General features: G+C 62.0%; 18 protein-coding genes. 9 read left to right on the top strand and 9 right to left on the bottom strand.

The genetic code is table 11. The features are described from left to right. Window positions 1-16 precede the first annotated feature (16 nt). The 6 genes from PQU94_RS13540 to PQU94_RS13515 all read left to right on the top strand — a co-directional run bounded on the left by PQU94_RS13540 (window position 17) and on the right by PQU94_RS13515 (window position 4,061). A complete protein-coding gene (locus PQU94_RS13540) occupies window positions 17-1,474 on the top strand; it encodes a glycosyltransferase family 2 protein (protein ID WP_272741978.1) in 1,458 nt (485 codons plus the stop codon). Between the two features lie 50 nt (window positions 1,475-1,524). Beyond that, on the top strand, window positions 1,525-2,457 hold the full coding sequence (locus tag PQU94_RS13535) for a class I SAM-dependent methyltransferase (RefSeq protein WP_272741977.1): 933 nt from the start codon (window positions 1,525-1,527) through the stop codon (window positions 2,455-2,457). Window positions 2,458-2,461: 4 nt separating this feature from the next. Next, window positions 2,462-3,256, top strand: a complete 795-nt coding sequence (locus PQU94_RS13530; RefSeq protein ID WP_272741976.1) for a TrmH family RNA methyltransferase — start codon at window positions 2,462-2,464, stop codon at window positions 3,254-3,256. Window positions 3,257-3,340: 84 nt separating this feature from the next. Next, entirely contained in the window at window positions 3,341-3,541 is a 201-nt protein-coding gene (locus PQU94_RS13525; protein ID WP_272741975.1) for a hypothetical protein, read from the top strand. Window positions 3,542-3,732: 191 nt separating this feature from the next. Then, window positions 3,733-3,870: a hypothetical protein gene (locus PQU94_RS13520; RefSeq protein WP_272741974.1), complete on the top strand. Its 138-nt coding sequence runs from the start codon at window positions 3,733-3,735 to the stop codon at window positions 3,868-3,870. A gap of 47 nt (window positions 3,871-3,917) precedes the next feature. Further along, entirely contained in the window at window positions 3,918-4,061 is a 144-nt protein-coding gene (locus PQU94_RS13515) for a hypothetical protein (protein WP_172961272.1), read from the top strand. Here PQU94_RS13515 and PQU94_RS13510 read toward each other — a convergent pair. From PQU94_RS13510 to PQU94_RS13500, 3 genes are all read right to left on the bottom strand, one after another. Beyond that, the gene (locus PQU94_RS13510; RefSeq protein ID WP_272741973.1) at window positions 4,052-4,708 is read right to left on the bottom strand and encodes a glutathione S-transferase family protein; all 657 of its coding nucleotides are present in this window, start codon (window positions 4,706-4,708) and stop codon (window positions 4,052-4,054) included. The two genes, PQU94_RS13515 and PQU94_RS13510, sit on opposite strands and share 10 nt — an antisense overlap. Before the next feature lie 121 nt (window positions 4,709-4,829). Continuing rightward, on the bottom strand, window positions 4,830-7,307 hold the full coding sequence (hrpB, locus tag PQU94_RS13505) for an ATP-dependent helicase HrpB (RefSeq protein ID WP_272742082.1): 2,478 nt from the start codon (window positions 7,305-7,307) through the stop codon (window positions 4,830-4,832). Between the two features lie 77 nt (window positions 7,308-7,384). Beyond that, the gene (locus PQU94_RS13500; RefSeq protein ID WP_272741972.1) at window positions 7,385-8,968 is read right to left on the bottom strand and encodes an amino acid permease; all 1,584 of its coding nucleotides are present in this window, start codon (window positions 8,966-8,968) and stop codon (window positions 7,385-7,387) included. Window positions 8,969-9,184: 216 nt separating this feature from the next. On the opposite strand from PQU94_RS13500, the gene PQU94_RS13495 reads away from it, so the two are divergent. Then, window positions 9,185-9,874: an MBL fold metallo-hydrolase gene (locus PQU94_RS13495; protein WP_272741971.1), complete on the top strand. Its 690-nt coding sequence runs from the start codon at window positions 9,185-9,187 to the stop codon at window positions 9,872-9,874. A gap of 33 nt (window positions 9,875-9,907) precedes the next feature. Here PQU94_RS13495 and PQU94_RS13490 read toward each other — a convergent pair whose 3' ends face one another. Then, window positions 9,908-10,213 (bottom strand): SCP2 sterol-binding domain-containing protein, encoded by a 306-nt coding sequence (locus PQU94_RS13490; protein WP_272741970.1) that lies wholly within the window; start codon window positions 10,211-10,213, stop codon window positions 9,908-9,910. 126 nt (window positions 10,214-10,339) lie between these two features. Here PQU94_RS13490 and PQU94_RS13485 point away from each other — a divergent pair, with 126 nt between their 5' ends. Next, the gene (locus tag PQU94_RS13485) at window positions 10,340-11,524 is read left to right on the top strand and encodes a BaiN/RdsA family NAD(P)/FAD-dependent oxidoreductase (RefSeq protein ID WP_272741969.1); all 1,185 of its coding nucleotides are present in this window, start codon (window positions 10,340-10,342) and stop codon (window positions 11,522-11,524) included. After that, window positions 11,521-12,723 carry a low temperature requirement protein A gene (locus PQU94_RS13480; RefSeq protein WP_272741968.1) on the top strand — a complete coding sequence of 401 codons (1,203 nt, stop codon included), beginning with the start codon at window positions 11,521-11,523 and terminating at the stop codon, window positions 12,721-12,723. Before PQU94_RS13485 ends, PQU94_RS13480 begins: the two co-directional genes overlap by 4 nt. A 36-nt stretch (window positions 12,724-12,759) precedes the next feature. Here PQU94_RS13480 and PQU94_RS13475 read toward each other — a convergent pair whose 3' ends face one another. The 5 genes from PQU94_RS13475 to rpoB form a co-directional block, all read right to left on the bottom strand. Further along, the gene (locus PQU94_RS13475) at window positions 12,760-12,921 is read right to left on the bottom strand and encodes a hypothetical protein (RefSeq protein WP_272741967.1); all 162 of its coding nucleotides are present in this window, start codon (window positions 12,919-12,921) and stop codon (window positions 12,760-12,762) included. After that, window positions 12,918-13,136 carry a helix-turn-helix transcriptional regulator gene (locus tag PQU94_RS13470; protein WP_272741966.1) on the bottom strand — a complete coding sequence of 73 codons (219 nt, stop codon included), beginning with the start codon at window positions 13,134-13,136 and terminating at the stop codon, window positions 12,918-12,920. The genes PQU94_RS13475 and PQU94_RS13470 overlap by 4 nt, the downstream gene beginning before the upstream one ends. 6 nt (window positions 13,137-13,142) lie before the next feature. Then, window positions 13,143-13,589, bottom strand: coding sequence for a hypothetical protein (locus PQU94_RS13465; protein WP_272741965.1), 447 nt, complete (start codon window positions 13,587-13,589; stop codon window positions 13,143-13,145). Window positions 13,590-13,738: 149 nt separating this feature from the next. After that, entirely contained in the window at window positions 13,739-17,923 is a 4,185-nt protein-coding gene (rpoC, locus tag PQU94_RS13460; protein WP_272741964.1) for a DNA-directed RNA polymerase subunit beta', read from the bottom strand. 121 nt (window positions 17,924-18,044) lie between these two features. Further along, a complete protein-coding gene (gene rpoB, locus PQU94_RS13455; RefSeq protein ID WP_272741963.1) occupies window positions 18,045-22,118 on the bottom strand; it encodes a DNA-directed RNA polymerase subunit beta in 4,074 nt (1,357 codons plus the stop codon). Window positions 22,119-22,200 lie beyond the last annotated feature (82 nt).

Here is a 22,200-nt window from a genome sequence, read left to right as displayed (position 1 = left end):
CGTCATGGGGGGAGACATGCCGCCGGAACCCAAACGCCAGCCCGCTCTGTCGCCGGACCTTGCCGAAAGCGCGCGCCCGAACCTATACGTCGTCTCCGATTCCGCAAGGGGCATCGCGCCCCTGCCCGCGCGTTTTTCGGCTCGCACCCCGCCCGCCGTCTGGCAGTGGGCGGCACTGGCGGCTCTGACCCTCGCCCTGGTGAGCGGCCTGTGGCTGGCCTTCGGTCCGCTGACTCAGGCGCTCTACTGGCTGTGCTGGGGCGTGTTCATGCTCAATGCCAGCCTGCGTCTGGCGGCCTGCGTCGTGCCGGTCGTCACGCATACGCCGGCCCCCCTCGCCGATGCCGACCTGCCGGTCTATTCGGTGATCGTTGCCCTCTATAAGGAAGCCGCCATTGCGCCGCAACTGATCGCCGCGCTCGAAGCGCTCGACTATCCGCGCCACCGGTTGGAAATTCTGTTCGCCATCGAAGACGACGACCCTGAAACCCTCATCGCCTTTGAACATCATCTGAACCGCGACCTGCACCCGCATCGGGCGCACATGCGCGTCGTGCGGGTCGAAACCGCGCCCCCGCGCACCAAGCCGCGCGCTCTCAATTTTGCGCTTCAAAGGGCGCGGGGCGATCTGGTCGCGATCTATGACGCCGAAGACATCCCCGTGCCCAGGCAGTTACGCGAAGCGGCGGCGCATTTTGCCAGCCTGCCCGCCAGGGTCGCCTGCCTTCAGGCCCCCTTGCGCCCCGCAGGGGCACGCGGCTTCATCGCCCGTCAGTTCGCCGCCGAATACGCCGTGCAATTCGACGTGCTTCTGCCGGCCCTGCACCGGGCGGGCCTGACCTTTCCGCTGGGCGGCACCAGCAACCATTTCCGTGTCGAGGCGTTGAAAGCCGCAGGCGCGTGGGACGCCCATAATGTCACCGAAGACGCCGACCTCGCCTACCGTCTGGCGCGACAGGGCTATGGCAGCGGTCTGATAGCCGCGCCGACGCGCGAAACCCCGCCACCGGACACGCGGACCTGGTTGCCGCAACGCACGCGCTGGCTGAAAGGACATATGCAAACCCTGCTGGTGCATACGCGCAGTCTGCGCGATCTGCCGGTGATGACGGGGTTAGGCCTGATGCTCAGTCTGGGCATGAACGTCTTTTCCGCCCTGTTCTACGCCCCGTTTGTGGCGCTGGTGCTGGCCGGGCGGCTCGTAAACCTCCTGCAACCCGGCCTCGGTGGCATGGCCATACCCGATCTGATCCTGCTGATTTGCGGGCCGGGCTTTGCTCAGATCGCCCTGCACGGGGCCGCCCGCCGTGCGGGCCTGCACCTGAGCCTGTGGGATCGCCTGAGCCTGCCTGTCTATTGGGGGCTGCAATCCTTTGGTGCCGCCTTTGCCCTCTATCAGCTTGTGATGCGTCCTTTTCACTGGGACAAGACCGAGCACCTTCCCGCCGAACCCGCCCCTGCCCCGGCCTCATAGACGTAACCGCAGGATTTGACGCGGACCGCGGCTGGCGGTATGGCCAGCGCATGACCGAGATCAGCCCGACGCCCCTGACCCTGCGCACCCTGCCGTGGCGCGACTACGCCCTGATTGACTCCGGCAAAGGGCTCAAGCTCGAACGCTATGGCGACTATCTGGTTATCCGGCCGGAACCGCAATGCTGGTGGTTGCCGAAATATCCCGAATTGTGGGACAAGGCCGACGCCGTCTTCGATGCGGAAAACGAAGACGAAGATGGCGGCCGCTGGTCGTTCCGCCGCCGCCCGGAGGAGCAGTGGGCGCTGGGATACGATCGCGTCAAATTTTATGGCCGCTTCACGTCCTTCCGCCACCTTGCCTTTTTCCCGGAACAGGCCGCCAACTGGGCATGGCAGAAAACCGCCATCGAAGCGCGCAACGACCAGCCGCGCGTCCTCAACCTGTTCGGCTATACCGGTGTCGCCAGCCTCGTTTGTGCCGCTGCCGGGGCGCGCGTCACCCATGTCGATGCCTCCAAGAAATCCGTCGCCTATGCCCGCGACAATGCCGCATTATCCGGCATGGAAGACGCCCCCATCCGCTGGATCGTCGAAGACGCCCGCAAGTACGTGCAGCGCGAGGTGAAGCGCGGTTCCAAGTACGAAGGCATCATCCTCGACCCCCCGAAATATGGACGCGGCCCCACTGGCGAAGTGTGGCGGCTGTTCGAAGACCTGCCCGAACTGCTCGATCTGTGCGCGCAGCTTCTGTCGGACGACGCGGCCTTTTTCCTGCTCAACGCCTACGCGGCGCGCGTCTCAGGCCCGGCCCTGGCCCATCTGATGGCCGAGACGATTGGCCAGCGTCCCGGCCGCATCGACTACGGCGAACTGACGTTGTGCGAAGACCCAAAGACGCCCAAGGGCGCGAAGCCATCCCTGATCGCCCCACGCGAATTCGGCCTGTCCTTCTTTGCACGCTGGATGAAGGCCCCGGTCTAAGCTCATGTCTATAAAACAGATTACATCCCTCACCAACCAGACGATCAAGGACATTCGCGCGCTACATATGCGCAAGGAACGCGAGGCCACGAAGCAGTTTCTGGCCGAGGGTCTGAAGATCATTATCGACGCGCTGGATCAGGGAATTGCGCCGCAAATCCTGATCTATGGCAAGGACGCCGATCACCACCCTCTGCTTCAGCGGGCCATTGACGAGACGCTGAAAGCCCGCGGGCAGGTGCTTGAAGTGACGCGCGACATCCTCGAAAAAATCTCGCGCAAGGAAAATCCGCAGATGGTGCTAGCGGTCTTTGCCCAGCGCATCCGGCGTCTGTCGGAGATCGACCCCGACAGCCATGAGGTCTGGGTGGCGCTGGAGCAGGTGCGCGATCCCGGCAATCTGGGGACCATCATCCGCACCGCCGATGCGGCGGCCATCGGCGGTGTCATCCTGATCGGGGACTGCGTCGATCCGTTCAGCGTCGAAACCGTGCGCGCCACCATGGGCTCGATCTTCGCCTTGCCCATCGTCAAATGCACACGCGAGGAATTTATCGCCGATCGCGGTCGCTGGAGGGGCTCCGTCGTCGGCACCTTACTGACAGCCAAACACGATCACCGCAGCGCGCCGTACAAGCGTCCGACGCTTTTGCTGATGGGCACCGAGCAGTCGGGCCTGACGCCGGACATTGCCAATACCTGCGACCTGCACGTCAAGATTCCGATGCGCGGGCGGGCCGACAGCCTCAACCTGTCGGTGGCCACCGGCATCATGATCTACGCCGCCTGCGGCCTGTAATCGCTTCTTTACGCCGTCGCAGCGTCATACCTATTTCGCCTTTCGCCACTCTGCGGCAGCCTCTCCGGCAGGAAAGGGCGTCACATGGTCTCGAAAATCGTCAAAGGTCTGATGCTGCTGGGCACGTTCGCTGCCCTTGGGGCCTGTGGTTCCTATGGCGCGCGCTATCACTATAACGGTGCGTATTATCAGGAATCCCCGCCCAATTACGAAGAACCGCGCTGCGATCGCCTCTACGATACCCGCCATTGCGAACGCTATTACGAGCGTCACCCCAAGGGTTAAGTGCCCTGGTTTGCGAAGATAAACTCCGCGCCGCAGCCCCCCTAATGCCTCCCCTGTGAGCCACCTCGCTCAAGCCGCGAGATTCATTACATATTTGTCATTCAGACTGCGTTCAGATTCAGGGCAGTATGCCTTGGCTGGGGCTTGGGCTGGGTGCTTGGTCCCCTGTATCACTAACGGGATCAACACCAATGAAACTGACCTTGAAACTTCTGGCGGTAGCGGCTGTGGCCGTGACGCTCTCCGGATGCCTGATGTATCTGGATGGGAAGGCCGACGCGAACGGTGCCCTGCAACCCCAAGGTGCCCTCACCCTCAAAGCGCAATGAACTTCATTACCGCTGTTCCTACCTCCCCTTACCCAGAGAGACTCAAGATGAAATCGCTTATCCTCAAAGTGGCCGCCCTGACCGTCCTCGCCGCCAGCCTGTCGGGCTGCGTCGTCATCGTCAAGGACGATCAGTCGAAGCCCATCCACAACCACGAAACCAAGACGACCACGACCAAGACTCAGGCGTAGTCGTAAGGCCCGCCACGGGACAGGGCGCGTTGATAGGCGTCGCGGGCGTGGATGCGCGCGACAAAATCCTGCAAGATCGCGCTCTGTCCCGCTCCGGCGCGGCTCACCGCCGCCTCGACCGGGAAGCTCATCATGATGTCGGCGGCGCTCAAGGCGTGGCCCGCGAACCAGCCTGTGTCTTTCAGCGACGCCTCCCAGAAGGCCAGATGCGTCTTCAGGCCGGGCGTGACCATCTTGGCTTCAAGCCCCTTGGCGATCTGACGCGCAATCGGGCGGATCAGCCCCGGCACCTTGGCCGGCAACTGGCTGGTAATCAGTTTCAGCAGCAATAGCGGCATGGCCGACCCTTCGGCATAGTGCAGCCAGTAGCGCATCTGTAGCCGCGTTTTCGGATCTGCGGGCACGAGCCGTCCCTGCCCATAGGTGTCCAGAATATAGTCTACAATCGCGCCCGTTTCGGCGATGGTCAGGCCGTTATCGGTAATGACCGGCGACTTGCCGAGTGGGTGGATGGCCTTCAGTTCGGGCGGCGCGAACATGTCGGGATCGCGCTGATAGCGCACGATCTCATAGTCGAGCCCCAGTTCTTCCAGAAGCCACAGCACGCGCTGCGAACGCGAATTGTTCAGGTGATGGACGGTGATCATGGCAACTCCTGTGGCTTATACGTTGGGTGTAGAGCGCATTCCGAAAAGTGTGCAACGGTTTTGGCTTCGCCGAACTCCGTTTCGGAATCAAATGCGCGACAAAAAATGTGAGATCATGGTTTTACGTACCGCGCGGCTTGGCCCGCGTGGTGGGGTCGGCGTCGCGGGGGTTTTCCGGCCAGACGTGGCGCGGATAGCGGCCCTTCATGTCGCTGCGCACCTCCGCCCATGAGCCGTCCCAGAAAGCGGGCAGGTTTTTCGTAATCTGGATAGGGCGATGCGCCGGCGACAGCAGAGCCAGGGTCAGTGGCGTCCGCTGCGGCCCCACCACGGGGTGCTGCGTCACGCCATACAGTTCCTGCACCCGCACCTCCAGCCGCGGCCCGCCTTCGGCCCCATAGTCGATGCGGATATTCGACCCCGTCGGCATCCGCCAGTGTTCGGGCGCCAGTGTATCGAGCGCGCGTTGCTGGTCATAATCGAGCCGCCCCAGCAGGGCCTGATACACGTCGCTGGCGGTCAGCGAAAGAAGGGGCCGCCCCGCGGCATAGGGGCCCAGCCAGTCGGCCAGACCGCTCAGCAGGGCCTCATCCGACAGGTCGGGCCAGGTCGGGTCCTGCGCGTGTAGAAAATTGACCCGCGCGCGCAGGCTTTCGGCATTTTCGGAAAATTTGAGGACTTTCAGCCCCTTGGTGCGGATTTCTTCAGCCTCGGCCTCAATCAGCAATTCCGGTGGCACGGCGGGTAAGGGCTGGCTCGACAGGATCAGCTCGCCGAAGCGCACCTGCGCCAGCGCGCGGTAGCGGCCATTAAAGCGCTCCAGCACGGTGCGCTTTTCCAGTCGGTCCGCAAACAGGCTCAAGACCTCGGCCTCGCTCAGGGCCGCCCCCAGCAGCACGCGGTCGCGCCCGGCCCCGCCGCCCAGATCGCCCACCGCGATATAGGGCGCGCGCGCCAGCGGATCATGTTCATCGACATAGACGCCGCGCCCATTGGCCATGACAAATTCCCCGGCCTTCCCCCGCGCCTTGGCCACGCGCTCCGGGAAACATTCGGCCAGCAGGGCATGGACCGATTTGACGGCGCTTTGCGCATACGCTGCGTCCTTCGGCAGATCACGCACCAGTTGCCCGGCCAGACGCGCCCAGGTCTGCGCCAGCTGCCGCGCCTGCGCCACCTTGGGCGAACGCTCCTTCGACAGGCCCTCCAGCCGCAGGTCGAGATCGGTCGCCTTGCCCCCCAGACCGTTTTCCGACAGTAACACCGCCAGAGCCGCCCCCTGATCGCTCAGGCCATCGCGCGCCGCCAGCAGCAGCATGTGCCCCAGACGCGGCGACATGGGCAGCCGCCCAACCAGCCGCCCGTGCGGCGTGACTTCACCCTTTGCATCAAGAATATCCAGCCCGCGCAGCAGCTTTTCGGCCTCGTGCAAAGCCGCCTTCGGTGGATGATCAAGCAGAGCTAATCCGTCTGTCGATTTCGCCCCCCACAGGCGCAGGTCAAGCACCAGCCGCGACAGGTCGGTATCGAGGATTTCCGGCCGCGCAAAGGGGATCAGAGACCGGTCGTTTTCTTCATCCCACAGGCGGTAGCAGTCGCCCGCCTGCGTCCGCCCGGCCCGCCCGCGCCGCTGATCGGCGGCCGCTTTTGAGACGCGCTCGGTCACCATGCGCACCACGCCGCGCGCCGCATCGAAGCGCCCCAGCCGCGCCACGCCGCTATCGACCACCATCGACACCTTGTCGAGCGTCAGCGAGGTTTCGGCAATGGCCGTGGCCAGCACGATGCGCGGCGTGCCGGGGGCATTTTTGGCCAGCACCCGCGTCTGATCCTTCGCCTCCATCGCGCCATAGAGCTTGTGCACCTCAATGAAGGGCGGCAGGCCCTTTTCGGCCAGCAGCGTCGCCACACGGTGGATTTCGCCCTGCCCCGGCAGGAAGACCAGCATCGTCTCGGCACGCTCGGGCGTCAGCCGCGCCGCCACCCGCGCCACGACCTTCGCCACATCCTCTTCCAGCCGCAGAGTCTGATCGCGGCCGGTATAGTGGGTGGTCACCGGAAAGGCGCGGCCCAGAGAATGAAACACCTCCGCATCGGGCAACACGCTTCGGACGCGCTCCCCGTCCAGCGTTGCCGACATGACAAGAATACGCAGATCGTCGCGCAGCACGCTCTGGCTGTCGCGGGCGAAGGCCAGCCCCAGATCGGCATCGAGGCTGCGTTCATGAAATTCGTCGAAAATGACGCAGCCCATGCCTTCCAGCGTCGGATCATCGACGATCAGCCGCGAAAACACCCCTTCGGTGACGACTTCGATGCGCGTCTGTTTGGATACCCGGCTGTCGCCGCGCACGCGGTAGCCGACCGTCTGGCCCACGGGTTCGCCCAAGACCTCCGCCATACGCATGGCCGCCGCCCGCGCCGCCAACCGGCGCGGCTCCAGCATCACGATCTTTTGCCCGGCCAGCCACGCTTCATCGAGCAGGGCCAGTGGCACGCCCGTCGTCTTGCCCGCCCCCGGCGGCGCGATCAGGATGGCGGTCGTCCGCTCAGCCAGAAAGGCCCTCAGCGGCGCAAAAATCTCTTCAATGGGCAGCACGGTCTGTTCCGACAAAAAACGCCCCGGCTCTGGAGCCGAGGCGTTCTCTGTAACCTATGCTTGTCAGCAATCAAGGCTTAGCTGATTGGCGGCACCGAGCTGGGCGGCACATCCGAGTCGTCCTCATGCACCTCGATCAGACCCTTGCCGACGTGCGAATGGCTGCGGCTGTAGCCAAAGTAGATGACCAGACCGATGGCGCCCCAGATGGGCAGCACCAGCTTGGCCACCAGCGGCAGGTTGAGGTAGAGGCCCAGCGTTCCGGCAATGGCCAGCGGGGCGACGATCCAGATCAGCGGCGTCTTGAACGGACGGCGACGGTTCGGATCGGTCTTGCGCAGGACCAGAACCGCGATGGCCACCATGAAGAAGGCAAACAGCGTACCGGAGTTGGAGATGTCCGCCAGTTGACCGACCGGGAAGAAGGCGGCCGCAATGGCGACGAAGATACCGGTGAAGATGGTGACCTTCCACGGCGTCTTCCACTTCGGGTGCACATCGGCCAGCTTTTCCGGCAGCAGGCCATCGCGGGCCATGACGAAGAAGATGCGCGTCTGGCCATAGATCATCATCAGGATAACCGACGGCAGGGCGATCGAGGCCGCCAAACCGACCAGATTGCCGACCTGAGCGAAGCCGTTGATGCGCAGAACCTCGGCCAGAGCTTCGCGCGAACAGACAATGGGGGCATTCCCCGCCGCCGCCAGTTCCTTACAGTGGGCCGCAAAGGCCGCCGAATCGGGTGACAGGACGACACCGGCGGCGTCACGCAGGGGCTGAGCGCCGACCGTGCCGATCACACCGGCGGCGACCAGCAGGTAGAAGATGGTGCAGATGGCCAGCGACCCGATCAGGCCGATGGGGACATTGCGCTGCGGGTTCTTGGTTTCTTCGGCGGCGGTCGAAACCGCATCGAAGCCGACATAGGCGAAGAAGATTGAGGCGGCGGCCCCGATGACCCCCAGACCGTCATGGCCGAACAGACCCGTCGGCATCAGGGGCGTGAAATTCTCGCCTTTGAGCAGCGGCAGGCTGAGGACGATGAAGGCCGTCAGCGCCGTCACCTTGATCACCACCAGAATGGCATTGACCATGGCGCTTTCGGACGTCCCCATGACCAGCAACCACGTCACCAGCCCCGCCACGATGATGGCCGGCAGGTTGACGATACCGTGGCTGAAGTCGGCGACCGGCATATAGCCGTTCATCGACCAGGCCGGCCCGTTACTGAGGAGTTCCGGCAACGCAAACCCCGTCGCGTGTTCGATCAGCCCCATAATATAGCCGGACCAGCCAACGCAGACGGCAGACGCGGCCACCGCGTATTCGAGAATGAGGGCCCAGCCGACCATCCAGGCCAGCAGTTCGCCCATCACCGCATAGGTGTAGGTATAGGCCGAACCCGACACCGGCACCATCGAAGCCAGTTCGGAATAGCAGAGCGCGGCCACCGCACAGACAAAACCGGCCACGATAAAAGAAAGCATCATCCCCGGACCGGCCTTCTGAGCCGCCGCTGCCGTCAGGACGAAGATACCCGTCCCGATGATCGCCCCAATCCCCAGCATGGTGAGCTGGAAAGCGCCCAGCGAGCGATGCAGAGACTTCTTTTCTGCGGTCGCCAGGATCGCATCCAATGGCTTAATGCGCCAAGTGTTCATTTGTCACCCTTTGATGAACTCTGATCTGGTCGGGACCATCCCCTGAGGATTATCCAGACCCCCCTATCTTTTTTACTGACTTCCGTTGATGCGAAGCCGAAGGTTTTGAGCCTATAATGCAAAAGTTCACTCTGCAACCAAGTTCACGCCACAGGCTTAACCATTCTGTCACGAAGTGCCACAGTGCGTGATCCAAATGCCTCTATCCGGACCCTTATGACCGCTGCCCCCCCTATCCGTCTGTTCGTTGCCCCCGTCACGCCGCTACAGCAGAACTGCACCGTCGTGTGGTGCACGAAAACGCAGAAAGCCGCCGTGATCGACCCCGGCGGCGATATCGAGCCGGTGCTGTCCGAAATAAAGCGACGCGGCCTGACGGTTGAGAAAATCTGGGTGACGCACGGCCACGCCGACCACGCGGGCGGGACGGAGGCTTTGCATGAGGCGACGGGCGCGCCCATCGAAGGCCCGCACGAGGACGACCGCTTCTGGATCGAACGCATCCCGGAAGACGCCAAACGCTGGGGGATTTACGACGCCCGAAGCTTCGAGCCGACGCGCTGGCTCACGCACGGCGACACGGTGACCCTGGGCGAAACCGAATGGCAGGTGATCCACTGCCCCGGCCATACGCCGGGCCACGTCATCTTCTACCACCCCGAAAGCCAGTTCGCTCAGGTGGGGGATATTCTGTTTCGCGGCTCGATCGGGCGCACCGACTTTCCGCGCGGCAACCATGCCGACCTGATCAACGCCATCACCACGCGGCTTTGGCCGCTGGGCGATGTGCAGTTCGTCTGCGGGCACGGCCCGATGTCGAGCTTCGCCGCCGAACGCGCCCACAATCCGTTTGTCGGCGACCGGGTGATCGCGCAGTCGGCCCCCAATCGCTCGGGGCCGGGCTAACAAAAAACCCCGCCGAAGCGGGGCTTTCGAGGTTTAGCCTTTGAGTAGCGGCACCAGCTTCTGGGCGATGCCCATGTCGCCGATGATCTTCAGCTTGCCCTGCATGAAGGCCATCATCGGATCGAGCTGGCCCTGCGCCAGCGCCTTCAGGTTGTCGATGGAGACGACGACCGTAGTATCGGCGGCGCCGTCTTCGTTGGAGACGACGTTCGGCACATTGGCGGCATTGATCAGGATCTTGCCATCGTCACCGAAGTCGAGCTTGACGATCTTGCCCAGACCGGAGTTTTCGCCCACGGCGGCGGTGATTTTTTGCGTAATGGCGGCCAGATCGGACATGGTCATTTCCTCTGAGTGTGTGTAAGGCGCTTGAGTTGACGCCGTCGGGCTTGACCTTAACGGCAATTTTTTCAGACACAAGCGTGACCAAGCGTCAGGTCGCGGTAAATTTTTCGGGATAAGTCCATGCGTAGCTTTGAGGCGGTCATAATCGGGGCCGGTGCCGCCGGATTGATGTGCGGCATCGAAGCGGCAAAGCGCGGTCGCAAGGTGGTCGTCATCGACCATGCGCGGGCCCCGGCGGAGAAGATCCGCATTTCCGGCGGCGGGCGTTGCAACTTTACGCACCTTGAGGCCGCGCCCAAACACTATCTGTCGCAAAACCCGCATTTCTGCAAATCGGCGCTCAAGCGCTTCGGACCGTGGGATTTTCTCGACCGCGTCATCGCCCACAATATCCCCTATCATCACAAGACCGAAGGCCAGTTGTTCTGCGACAACTCGGCCAAAGACATTATCGACATGCTGCTGGGCGATCTGCGCGCCCACGGCGGCGAACTGTGGCTGCAAAGCCCGGTGCAGGGGCTCGACAAGACGCCAGAGGGGTTTCGCCTCTCCCTGCCGGATGGCGTGATCGAGACGCCGAAGCTGGTGCTGGCCACGGGTGGTCTGTCGATCCCCAAGATGGGGGCGACGGGCTTTGCCTATGAGGTGGCGCAACGCTTCGGGCATGGGCTGATTGCCCCGCGTGCGGGCCTTGTGCCCTTTACGCTGGGCGGACAAAAACTCGATTATATTTCAGGACTTTCCGGCGTCTCTCTTCAGGCACGCGCCCGCATCGGCAAGACGGTGTTTGAGGACGGATTCCTGTTTACCCACCGCGGCCTGTCGGGGCCGGCCATGTTGCAGATTTCGTCCTTCTGGACACCGGGACAGACGGTGGAAATCGACCTCCTGCCGGGTACCGACGCTTTGGCCGTTTTGAAGGAGCGCCGCCAATCCACGCCGCGCCAGCATATCGGCAATGTCCTGCCCGACCTCGTGCCGGCGCGCCTGAGTGAACGCATTCTGGAGGCCACGATCATCGCCCCTGAGACTCGCATTGCCGACCTTTCGGACAAGCGCTTAAGCGCGCTGACGGCCCTGATGCAGCCGTGGGCGCTGATCCCCGACGGCACCGAAGGTTACCGCACCGCCGAGGTGACCGTGGGGGGGATTGACACCCGGCAAATCTCTTCGCAAACCATGGAAAGTCTGCTCTGTCCCGGCCTGTACGTTATTGGCGAAGCGCTGGATGTTACGGGTTGGCTGGGCGGCTATAATTTCCAGTGGGCCTGGTCATCAGGCTGGGCGGCGGGGCAAGCCATATGACATCACTCCTGTTTCGCGATCGCAACGCCGCTCATTCAGGCCGGGTCAGCTTTATCGAGCTGTTCTTCGATCTGGTTTTTGTGTTCGCTATCACGCAGTTATCGCATTCGCTTCTGGCTCATTTCACCCCAAGAGGCGCGCTGGAAACGGGGTTTCTGCTGCTCGCCGTATGGTGGGTATGGATCTATACCTCGTGGGTGACCAACTGGATGAATCCCGAAAGCGGGCCGGTTCGGGTCATGCTGTTCGTTCTGATGCTGGTCGGGCTTGGACTGACAACCTCTCTGCCGCAGGCCTTTTCCAGCCCGACCCACGGACTGATCTTCGCCGGCTGCTACGTGGCCATGCAGGTGGGGCGGTCGCTGTTCATGGCTATCAATGTGCGCGCCCATAGTCATGAAAACCATCTGAATTTTATTCGCATTACGACGTGGTTCGTGGTGTCGGGTGCCTTCTGGATAGGGGGCGCATTCAGTCACGGCGACGCCCGGCTGGGTCTGTGGGCGATAGCTCTTCTGATCGAATATATCGGGCCGCGCGCCTTTTACTGGGTGCCGGGTATTGGCAAGTCGTCATTTGAAACCTGGGACGTCGATGGCGAACATCTGGCCGAACGCTGCGGCTTATTTGTTATCATCGCCCTCGGCGAGTCGATCCTCGTCATGGGGGCCAGCTTTGCAAAGGAAGCCCTGTCCATTGATACCACCCTCGCCTTCCTGCAATCCTTTATCACCTGTATCGCTATGTGGTGGCTCTATTTTGGCATCACGGCCAGTAAGGCCAGCCATAAGATCGCCACGGCGGAGTTGCCCGGCGAACTGGCGCAGGTCGCCTATACCTATGTCCATCTGTTATTGGTTGCGGGGATTATACTGACGGCCGTCGGTGACGAGCACGTTCTTCTGCATCCGCATGAAGCGGCCGGGGTTGTCAATATGACGTCGATCCTTGGCGGCCCCGCCCTCTACCTCCTTGGTAACCTGCTGTTTATCCGCGTTACGAGCGGTCAGTGGGCCCCCTTACATGTGCTAGGGATCGTTATGCTCATCGCTACAGGCGGTTGCGCCTGTTACGGAGCCTTGGCGCTGAACGCGCTGGGTCTGGCCTTTGCCAGCGCCGCCGTTATGGTTGTCGTGTCGCTTGTTGAGCCGTGGCTTTACCGACAGTTGAAGCCGTCTGCCCGCCTTCACGCCGAATGATTCTTATAGAAGTAGGACGGCGGACAGGCGTCGTCATCACCGCACAAGGAAGGCAAGACTGGCCAGCCAGGCCATACCCCCTAAAGTACCGCTCCATAGCGCAATCTGGACAGCCACCTGCATCATGGCCTTGCGGCGCTGCTCAGCCTTCTCAAAACGCTTTTTCCGATACTGTTTATCGGCCTGCATCCAGTTCATCGGGAGCCTCCTTCCAGATAGAATATGTCTTCAACACGACAATCGAGCACCTCGGCCAGTTTGAGCGCCAACAGGGTCGAAGGCACGAAGACCTCGTTTTCAATGGTATTGATTGTCTTGCGCGATACACCGGCCATCACGGCCAGATCGGCCTGCGTCAGATTGCGGGCTGAACGGATATCTTTCAGCCGGTTTTTAAGCCTCACTTCGTGCATTGGGCCCTATCCCCGGTAAAGCCAGGCATAGATAAACGAATTGAGCGTGACCCCCGTTGCCAACAGTAGCGGCAGGACGACGCGGGCATCCACCTGAGTAAAGAAGGTCGCCGCATAGACGGCGGCGACCGCCAGTAACAACCCCCAATATCCCCCTTGATAGGCGTATCTTGTGACATGGGCGGTGCGCTCATCATCGATCAGTCGCGTCACCTGTCGGTTGCGTCGCAACCACGCCATCTGCACGAACACGCCCCCCAGACTTATCGCCCAGATCGGCCAGCTGAGTGTCTGGATGAGGCTCCACTCTTGCGGGGACCAGCCGAGGAGGCCGGTCTGGTTTAAACCTTGCGAACCGATCCACGCAAAATAGGCAACACCATTAATGGCCAGCAACAAACGTCGCCAGAGTCTCTGTCTTTCGGCCTGCTCAATCCGCTTTTCGTTATCCACGTCGGTCGCCTTAGAAATATAACCCATAGGTTACATGTAACCCATGGGTGACATACCGTCAAGGACCGAAAAAAGCCTCCGGAGCGAACCCCGGAGGCTTTTTTGTTTGGGGGGTCGAGGGGTCGAGACCCCTCGCCTTTCTTTCATGCTTACTCGGCCGCAGGGCCTTCGAGCAGGACTTCCGCCGGCAGCGGCTCCATCGTCTCTTCGCGCTGATGGGCCAGAGCCTCGTCGCGCTTCATGGCGATGCGTTGCAGGCGGCGCAGGTAGGCGCCGGTGCCGACCGGGATCAGGCGGCCGACGATGACGTTTTCCTTCAGGCCATCGAGGGTGTCGATCTTGCCCTGCACCGAGGCTTCGGTCAGGACGCGCGTCGTTTCCTGGAACGAAGCGGCCGAGAAGAAGCTCTTGGTGTTGAGCGAGGCCTTGGTGATACCGAGCAGGACCGGGGCCGTGAGGGCGGGACGACCGCCACGTTTTTCAGCCTTGAGGTTCTCGGCTTCCACTTCGCCCTTGTCGAGCTGATCGCCCTTGATGAGGCCGGTATCGCCGGGCTCCAGGATTTCGACCTTTTGCAGCATCTGACGGACCACGACTTCGATGTGCTTGTCGTTGATCGGCACGCCTTGCAGACGATAGACCTCCTGCACCTCGTTGACGAGGTATTCGGCCAGCGCCTCAACGCCCTGAATACGCAGCAGATCGTGCGGATCGGGGTTGCCGTCGATGATGTAGTCGCCCTTCTGGATGATATCGCCGTCGTGGACGGAGATATGCTTGCCCTTCGGGATCAGGAATTCGACGGGTTCGCCACCGTCCTCCGGGGTGATCTTGATGCGGCGCTTGTTCTTGTAGTCGCGACCGAATTCGACGCGGCCATCCATTTCGGCGATGACGGCGCAATCCTTCGGACGGCGGGCTTCGAACAGTTCGGCGACGCGCGGCAGACCGCCGGTGATGTCGCGGGTCTTGGCACCTTCGGTCGGGATACGGGCGATGATTTCACCCGGACGGACCTCGTCGCCATTGCCGACGGATAGAATGGCCCCGACCGGCAGCAGGTAGCGGGCTTCGGCCCCGTTCGACAGACGCTTATAGGCGCCGCTGTCATCGACCAGACCGAGGGTCGGACGCAGATCCGCCGCGCGCGAAGAGGCGCGGAAGTCGGTGACGACGCGGTTGGTGATGCCGGTGGCTTCGTCGGTTTCCTCGCGGACCGATTGACCTTCGGTCAGATCTTCGAAGCGGATCTTACCGCCGACTTCGGTGATGATCGGGGTGGTATAGGGGTCCCACTCCGCCAGACGCTGGCCCTTCTTGACCTCGGTGCCCTCTTCGACGCGCAGACGCGAGCCGTAGGGCACCTTGTAGGTTTCGCGATCCTTGCCATCGTGATGGATGGTGATGATCAGGTTGCGCGACATGGAGATCAGGTCGCCGTGCGAGCCACGGACGGTCGGAGCCGCCGACAGCTTGATCACGCCGGCCGACGTCGTCTCATAGAAGGACTGCTCGGCCACCTGAGCCGTACCGCCGATGTGGAAGGTACGCATGGTGAGCTGGGTGCCCGGTTCACCGATCGACTGCGCGGCGATGACGCCGACCGCTTCACCCATATTGACGCGGGTGCCGCGGGCCAGGTCACGACCGTAGCAGGCGGCGCAGGTGCCCTGTTCGGCCTCACAGGTGAGGACCGAGCGCACCTTGACCGACTGAACGCCGGAAGCTTCGATCTGATCGACGACGTTTTCATCGACATAGGTGTCGGCCGGCACCACGACTTCGCCCGAAGCGACGTCCTTGATGTCTTCGGCCGTGGTGCGACCAAGGACGCGCGCGCCCAGAGACACCAGCACGTCACCGCCTTCGACGACGGCGCGCATGGTGATGCCCTTGGTCGTGCCGCAGTCCTCTTCCATGATGATGCAGTCCTGAGCCACGTCCACGAGACGACGGGTCAGGTAACCGGAGTTCGCCGTCTTCAGAGCCGTATCGGCCAGACCCTTACGCGCACCGTGGGTCGAGTTGAAGTATTCAAGAACGGTCAGGCCTTCCTTGAAGTTCGAGATGATCGGCGTTTCGATGATCGAACCGTCCGGCTTGGCCATCAGGCCGCGCATCCCGCCGAGCTGCTTCATCTGGGCCTGCGAACCGCGGGCACCGGAGTTGGCCATCATGTAGATCGAGTTGATCTCCTTTTCACGGCCATCGTCGGTCTTCAGCTTGCGGCTGATTTCCTTCATCATCTCGTCCGACACGCGGTCGGTCGCCTTGGACCAGGCGTCAACCACCTTGTTGTACTTCTCACCCTTGGTGATCAGACCGTCGGCGTATTGCTGCTCGTATTCTTCCACCAGCTTGCGCGTCTCTTCGACGATGCCGTGCTTGGTTTCGGGGATAACGATGTCGTCCTTACCGAACGAGATACCGGCGCGGGCAGCTTCCTTGAAGCCCAGAGCCATCATCTGGTCGGCGAAGATCACCGTCGCCTTCTGACCGCAGTGGCGATAGACCACGTCGATCAGGTTACCGATTTCCTTCTTGGTCAGGTTCTTTTCCAGAACGCGGACGCCGATGGAAGCGTGCAGCGGCAGCAGGGCAGCGATCTTCATGCGGCCCGGCGTCGTGTCGATGACGCGGGTGCGCTGAACGCCGTCCGGGTCCACTTCGGTGAAGCGGCACTTGACCTTGGCGTGCATGGAAACGACACCAGCGTCGAGCGCCGACTGGATTTCGTTGAGGTCGGCGAAGATCATGCCTTCACCCAGCTCACCGTCCTTGACCAGCGACAGGTAGTAGAGACCCAGCACGATGTCCTGCGACGGCACGATGATCGGCTTGCCGTTAGCGGGGCTGAGGATGTTGTTGGTGGACATCATCAGCACGCGCGCTTCAAGCTGCGCTTCGAGCGACAGGGGCACGTGGACGGCCATCTGGTCGCCGTCGAAGTCGGCGTTGAAGGCCGAACAGACGAGCGGGTGCAGACGGATCGCCTTGCCTTCGATCAGCTTCGGTTCAAAGGCCTGAATGCCGAGGCGGTGCAGGGTCGGGGCGCGGTTGAGCAGGACCGGGTGTTCACGGATGACCTCTTCGAGGATGTCCCACACCTGCGGCTGCTCGCGCTCGACCATGCGCTTGGACTGCTTGACGGTGCCCGACAGGCCCTTGGCGTCGAGTCGCGCATAGATGAAGGGCTTGAACAGTTCCAGCGCCATCTTCTTGGGCAGGCCGCATTCGTGCAGCTTCAGTTCCGGACCGACGGTGATAACCGAACGACCGGAATAGTCCACGCGCTTACCAAGCAGGTTCTGACGGAAGCGACCCTGCTTACCCTTCAGCATGTCGGCCAGCGACTTCAGCGGACGCTTGTTGGCACCTGTGATGACGCGACCGCGACGGCCGTTGTCAAACAGGGCATCGACCGATTCCTGCAACATCCGCTTTTCGTTGCGGATGATGATGTCCGGCGCGCGCAGTTCCATCAGGCGCTTCAGACGGTTGTTGCGGTTGATGACGCGGCGATAGAGGTCGTTGAGGTCAGAGGTGGCGAAACGGCCACCGTCCAGCGGCACCAGCGGGCGCAGTTCCGGCGGGATGACCGGCACGACCGTCAGCACCATCCATTCCGGACGGTTGCCGGATTCGATGAAGTTTTCGATCAGCTTGAGGCGCTTGGAGGCCTTCTTGGCCTTCATTTCCGACGGATTGTCGGCCAGTTCGGCACGCAGCTTGTCGGCGACCTCGTTGAGGTCCATCGACATCAGCATGTTGCGGATGGCTTCGGCCCCGATTTCAGCGGTGAAGCTGTCGTCGCCGAACTCTTCCTGATAGCGATAATACTCGTCTTCGCTGAGCAGCGAGTTGAGCTTCAGCGGCGTCAGGCCCGGCTCGGTGACGATGTAGTTTTCAAAGTACAGAACGCGCTCAACGTCCTTCAGCGCCATGTCGAGGAACATGGCGATGCGGGAAGGCAACGACTTCAGGAACCAGATGTGCGCGACCGGCGACGCCAGCTCGATATGGCCCATGCGTTCACGGCGAACGCGCGACAGGGTTACTTCGACGCCGCACTTTTCGCAGATAATGCCCTTGTACTTCATGCGCTTGTACTTGCCGCACAGGCATTCGTAGTCCTTGGTCGGACCGAAGATACGGGCGCAGAACAGGCCGTCACGTTCCGGCTTGAACGTGCGGTAGTTGATGGTTTCCGGCTTCTTGATCTCACCGAACGACCACGACAGGATCTTTTCGGGCGAGGCCAGGGTGATGCGGATCTGGTCGAAGGTCGGGGCGACCTGGACCGGATTGAAGATATTGAGGACTTCCTGGTTCATATGAATTCCAGCTTTCCGTCATTAGAACTTAGTGGGCAGCGATGCGGGGGCAGGCCCCCTCCACCACTTCGTGGTCCCCCTCCCCCGCTACGCAGGGGAGGAGCATAGGCGGAGGTCAGGACTATCCCTGCCCGTTTTCCAGTTCCACGTTCAGACCCAGCGAACGCATTTCCTTGATCAGGACGTTGAAGCTTTCCGGGATACCGGCTTCGAAGCTGTCGTCGCCGCGGACGATGGCTTCGTACACCTTGGTCCGGCCGGCCACGTCGTCCGACTTCACGGTCAGCATTTCCTGCAGGGTATAGGCGGCACCATAGGCTTCCAGAGCCCAGACCTCCATTTCCCCGAAGCGCTGACCGCCGAACTGCGCCTTACCGCCCAGCGGCTGCTGGGTGACGAGCGAGTATGGCCCGATGGAGCGTGCGTGGATCTTGTCATCGACAAGGTGGTGCAGCTTCAGCATGTAGATGATGCCGACGGTGACCGGACGCTTGAACTGCTCACCCGTCAGACCATCGTACAGGATCGACTGACCCGAACGATCGAGACCGGCAAACTCAAGCATGTTCTCGATGTCGTTAATGTGCGCACCGTCAAAGACCGGGGTCGCAATCGGCACGCCGCGCGCGAGGTTTTTCGCCAGTTCGATCAGCTCTTCTTCCGTTTCCGGCAGCTCCTGATCGGCACCGTAAGCGCCCTTCAGGTGGTCGATAAGCGCCTGCTTCTGACCGCCGTTCTGCCACTCTTCGAGCAGGTTGGTGATCTGCTTGCCGATATTGGCGCAGGCCCAGCCGAGGTGGGTTTCGAAGATCTGACCGACGTTCATGCGCGACGGCACGCCCAGCGGGTTCAGCACGATATCGACGTGCTCACCATCGGCGAGGAACGGCATGTCTTCGACCGGGAGGATCTTGGAGATAACCCCCTTGTTGCCGTGACGGCCGGCCATCTTGTCGCCCGGCTGAAGCTTGCGCTTCACGGCCACGAAGACCTTGACCATCTTCATGACGCCCGGCGGCAGTTCGTCGCCGCGTTGCAGCTTTTCGACCTTATCCTCGAAGCGACGGTCCAGACGCTTGCGGGCGTCTTCGAACTGGCGCTTCATGGCCTCCAGCTCGCCCATCAGCTTCTCGTCTTCGAGCGCAATCTGCCACCACAGGCCCTTCGAGATTTCGGAGAGCTTCTCTTCGGTGATTTCACCGCGACCCAGACCCTTCGGGCCCGAAACGGCGGTCTGACCGAGGATGACTTCCTTCAGGCGGCCATAGATGTTGCGCTCAAGGATCGACAGTTCGTCGTCGCGGTCCTTGCCCAGACGCTCGATTTCGGCGCGCTCGATAGCCATGGCGCGTTCGTCCTTGTCCACACCGTGACGGTTGAAGACGCGGACTTCGACGATGGTACCGGCGACGCCGGGGGGCAGACGGAGCGAAGTGTCACGCACGTCCGAAGCCTTTTCACCGAAGATGGCGCGCAGCAGCTTTTCTTCCGGCGTCATCGGGCTTTCGCCCTTCGGCGTCACCTTGCCGACGAGGATGTCGCCCGGCTGCACCTCGGCACCGATGGCCACGATACCGGCTTCGTCGAGGTTGCGCAGGGCTTCTTCGCCGACGTTCGGGATGTCGCGGGTGATTTCTTCCGGCCCAAGCTTCGTGTCGCGGGCCATGACTTCAAACTCTTCCAGGTGGATAGAGGTGAAGATGTCGTCGCGCACGATGCGTTCGGAAATCAGAATCGAGTCTTCGAAGTTGTAGCCGTTCCACGGCATGAAGGCGACGAGGACGTTGCGGCCCAGAGCCAGATCGCCGAGGTCGGTAGACGGACCGTCGGCGATGATGTCACCGGCCGACACCTTGTCACCCACGTTCACGATCGGACGCTGGTTGATACAGGTGTTCTGGTTCGAACGCTGGAACTTCGACAGGCGGTAGATATCGACGCCCGGCTTGGTAGGATCAAGCTCGTCCGTGGCGCGCACAACGATACGGGTGGCGTCCACCTGCTCGATCACGCCGGTACGGCGGGCGGCAATGGTGGCCCCGGAGTCGCGGGCGACGACCGATTCCATGCCGGTGCCGACGAAGGGCGCATCGGCCTTCACCAGCGGCACGGCCTGACGCTGCATGTTCGAACCCATCAGCGCGCGGTTGGCGTCGTCGTTTTCGAGGAACGGGATCAGGGCGGCGGCGACCGAAACAACCTGCTTCGGCGACACGTCCATATAATCGACGGTCGGGGCCGGTTGCAGACCCGGCTCACCGTTGACACGGCCCGGCACGAGGTCTTCGACAATGCCTTCGCTGCCCAGCTTGATATTGGCCTGAGCGATGACGTGCTTGGACTCTTCCATCGCCGACATATAGACGACTTCGTCCTGCGGCTTGCCGTCGATGACCTTGCGGTAGGGACTTTCGATGAAGCCGTACTTATTGACGCGGGCGTGGGTGGCCAGCGAGTTGATCAGACCGATGTTCGGGCCTTCCGGCGTTTCAATCGGGCAGATACGGCCATAGTGGGTCGGGTGCACGTCGCGGACTTCGAAGCCCGCGCGTTCGCGCGTCAGACCGCCCGGCCCAAGGGCCGACAGGCGGCGCTTGTGCGTGATTTCCGACAGCGGGTTCGTCTGGTCCATGAACTGCGACAGCTGCGACGAACCGAAGAATTCACGCACCGCCGCCGCGGCCGGCTTGGCATTGATCAGATCGTGCGGCATGACGGTGTCGATATCGACCGACGACATGCGCTCCTTGATGGCGCGTTCCATGCGCAGCAGGCCGACGCGGTACTGGTTTTCCAGCAGTTCGCCCACCGAACGCACGCGACGGTTACCGAGGTTGTCGATATCGTCGATTTCGCCGCGACCGTCGCGCAGACCGATCAGGATGCGCAGGATCTTCAGAATATCGTCCTTGCGCAGGGTGCGCTCGGAATCGGCGACGTCCTGCTCAAGACGCATGTTCATCTTGACGCGGCCCACGGCCGACAGGTCGTAGCGCTCCAGTTCGAAGAACAGGCCCTGGAACATGGCTTCAGCGGCTTCGATCGTGGGCGGCTCGCCCGGACGCATGACGCGGTAGATGTCGAACAGCGCATCTTCACGCGAGGTGTTCTTATCGACACGCAGCGTGTTGCGCAGATAGGCACCCACGGTCACGTGGTCAATATCGAGCACGTCGATGGTGGTGAAGCCCTGCTCTTCCAGCACCTTGATGGCGGCGGGGTCCAGCTCGTCACCGGCTTCTGCGTAGATTTCGCCAGTCTCGAAATTGACCGCGTCGCGCGCCAGATACTTGCCATTCAGGGCGTCCGGCGAAAGCAGCAGCGCCTTCACCGTGTCGCCCAGCTTCTTGGCGGTCCGCGCCGAAATCTTGGTCCCGGCCTGCGCGACCACTTCGCCCGAGTCGGCGTCGATCAGGTCGAATTCCGGCTTCACCCCGCGCCAGCGCTCGAACTTGTACGGCGTGACCCAGCCGGCATCGCGCTTCTCATAGGGCACGACGTCGTAGAAGGTGGTGAGGATTTCTTCGCCGTCCATGCCCAGCGCCGACAGGAAGGTCGTGGCGGGCAGCTTGCGGCGGCGGTCGATACGCACATAGACGATGTCCTTGGCGTCGAATTCGAAATCGAGCCACGAACCGCGGTACGGGATGATGCGCGCGCCGAAGAGAAGCTTACCCGACGAATGGGTCTTGCCCTTGTCGTGGTCGAAGAAGACGCCCGGCGAACGGTGCATCTGCGACACGATCACGCGCTCGGTGCCGTTGACGATAAAGGTGCCCTTGTCCGTCATGAGCGGGATATCGCCCATATAGACGTCCTGCTCCTTGATGTCCTTCACCGAACGGGCACCCGTGTCCTCGTCCGTTTCAAACACGATCAGGCGCAGCTTGACCTTCAGCGGAGCGGCATAGGTGATGTCGCGCTGAATGCACTCTTCGACGTCGTATTTCGGCTCTTCGAACTCGTAAGAGACGTATTCGAGGGTCGCACGCTCGTTGAAGTCCTTGACCGGGAAGACGCTCTTGAACACGGCTTCCAGACCGTCGTCAACGCGCTCCGAAGCGCGGACGAAACGTTGCAGGAATTGTTCGTAGGAGGAGCGCTGAACCTCGATCAGGTTCGGCATACGGATCGCTTCGGGGATTCGGCCAAAAGACTTCCGAATCCGCTTCTTTTCGGTGAACGATAAGGCCATCGTTGTTCCTGTAAAGCGTTTGAGACGCAGTGAATGTGTCGAGAAACCCCGGATGGGGCATTGAGAAACAGTTGGATGCGCC

This window comes from Asticcacaulis currens, from assembly GCF_028550395.1.
GTDB lineage: Bacteria > Pseudomonadota > Alphaproteobacteria > Caulobacterales > Caulobacteraceae > Asticcacaulis > Asticcacaulis currens.
This window is presented reverse-complemented; position numbering and strand designations above follow the sequence as displayed.

Excerpts from the sequence above, each read along its gene's own strand:
- PQU94_RS13540 (WP_272741978.1), top strand. The coding sequence starts at position 17 with ATGCCGCCGGAACCCAAACGCCAGCCCGCTCTGTCGCCGGACCTTGCC.
- PQU94_RS13535 (WP_272741977.1), top strand. The coding sequence starts at position 1,525 with ATGACCGAGATCAGCCCGACGCCCCTGACCCTGCGCACCCTGCCGTGG.
- PQU94_RS13530 (WP_272741976.1), top strand. The coding sequence starts at position 2,462 with ATGTCTATAAAACAGATTACATCCCTCACCAACCAGACGATCAAGGAC.
- PQU94_RS13525 (WP_272741975.1), top strand. The coding sequence starts at position 3,341 with ATGGTCTCGAAAATCGTCAAAGGTCTGATGCTGCTGGGCACGTTCGCT.
- PQU94_RS13520 (WP_272741974.1), top strand. The coding sequence starts at position 3,733 with ATGAAACTGACCTTGAAACTTCTGGCGGTAGCGGCTGTGGCCGTGACG.
- PQU94_RS13515 (WP_172961272.1), top strand. The coding sequence starts at position 3,918 with ATGAAATCGCTTATCCTCAAAGTGGCCGCCCTGACCGTCCTCGCCGCC.
- PQU94_RS13510 (WP_272741973.1), bottom strand. The coding sequence starts at position 4,708 with ATGATCACCGTCCATCACCTGAACAATTCGCGTTCGCAGCGCGTGCTG.
- PQU94_RS13500 (WP_272741972.1), bottom strand. The coding sequence starts at position 8,968 with ATGAACACTTGGCGCATTAAGCCATTGGATGCGATCCTGGCGACCGCA.
- PQU94_RS13495 (WP_272741971.1), top strand. The coding sequence starts at position 9,185 with ATGACCGCTGCCCCCCCTATCCGTCTGTTCGTTGCCCCCGTCACGCCG.
- PQU94_RS13490 (WP_272741970.1), bottom strand. The coding sequence starts at position 10,213 with ATGTCCGATCTGGCCGCCATTACGCAAAAAATCACCGCCGCCGTGGGC.
- PQU94_RS13485 (WP_272741969.1), top strand. The coding sequence starts at position 10,340 with ATGCGTAGCTTTGAGGCGGTCATAATCGGGGCCGGTGCCGCCGGATTG.
- PQU94_RS13480 (WP_272741968.1), top strand. The coding sequence starts at position 11,521 with ATGACATCACTCCTGTTTCGCGATCGCAACGCCGCTCATTCAGGCCGG.
- PQU94_RS13475 (WP_272741967.1), bottom strand. The coding sequence starts at position 12,921 with ATGAACTGGATGCAGGCCGATAAACAGTATCGGAAAAAGCGTTTTGAG.
- PQU94_RS13470 (WP_272741966.1), bottom strand. The coding sequence starts at position 13,136 with ATGCACGAAGTGAGGCTTAAAAACCGGCTGAAAGATATCCGTTCAGCC.
- rpoC (WP_272741964.1), bottom strand. The coding sequence starts at position 17,923 with ATGAACCAGGAAGTCCTCAATATCTTCAATCCGGTCCAGGTCGCCCCG.
- rpoB (WP_272741963.1), bottom strand. The coding sequence starts at position 22,118 with ATGGCCTTATCGTTCACCGAAAAGAAGCGGATTCGGAAGTCTTTTGGC.